This is a genomic window from Microbacterium sp. BF1 (assembly GCF_019279095.1).
Taxonomy (GTDB): domain Bacteria; phylum Actinomycetota; class Actinomycetes; order Actinomycetales; family Microbacteriaceae; genus Microbacterium; species Microbacterium maritypicum.
Map to the genome: position 1 here is coordinate 1 of NZ_JAGYWT010000870.1, position 551 is coordinate 551.

The following is a 551-nucleotide window of genomic DNA, read 5'->3' on the forward strand; positions in this document are numbered from 1 at the left end:
GGTGCAGGGGCGCCTCCGCGCCGCGAAGCTCTCGACGCGCCTGCTGTTCCCCCTCGGCGTCTGCACGCTGCCCGCATTCCTCCTCCTCGGGGTCGCGCCGCTCCTGCTCAGCGTCCTCGCCTCCACGCCGATGTCGCTGTGACCGTATCCAGCCCACCCCCACCATCCGATGCCCACGCATCCCATAGAAAGAGGAACACCATGAAGAGCATCCCCCCGCTGGACCGTCGGCGTGCTGCGACCCTGTTCGGCGACGACACCGGCGCCGCCACAGCCGAGTATGCGATCACGACGATGGCGGCCGTCGCGTTCGCCGGGCTCCTCGTCGTCATCATGCGATCCGACGAGGTCCGCGGCATCCTCACCGATCTCGTGCGGCGGGCGCTGACGGTGTCATGATGCGCGGAGCTCGACGGATGCCCCCTCCTCGCACCCCCGAGGATGCGCCACGACGGCCGCGACACGCGGGTGACCGCGGGTCCGTCTCGGCGGAGTTGGCGCTGGCCCTGCCCGCGGTCGTGCTCGCGTTTCTGCTCGGCGCGGGTGCACTC

The 551-nt window shown here is 71.0% G+C and carries 1 protein-coding gene and 1 pseudogene; both read left to right on the forward strand.

Annotation, left to right across the window (positions count from 1 at the left end):
* A pseudogene (locus KZA10_RS18465) lies at positions 1 to 142 on the forward strand (pilus assembly protein TadB); the annotation flags it as partial.
* Positions 143 to 201: 59 nt separating this feature from the next.
* The gene (locus KZA10_RS17285) at positions 202 to 399 is read left to right on the forward strand and encodes a DUF4244 domain-containing protein (RefSeq protein ID WP_017829065.1); all 198 of its coding nucleotides are present in this window, start codon (positions 202 to 204) and stop codon (positions 397 to 399) included.
* Positions 400 to 551 lie beyond the last annotated feature (152 nt).

Bases quoted from the DNA above. Each gene is read 5' to 3' on its own strand.
- KZA10_RS17285 (WP_017829065.1), top strand. From the start codon at position 202: ATGAAGAGCATCCCCCCGCTGGACCGTCGGCGTGCTGCGACCCTGTTC.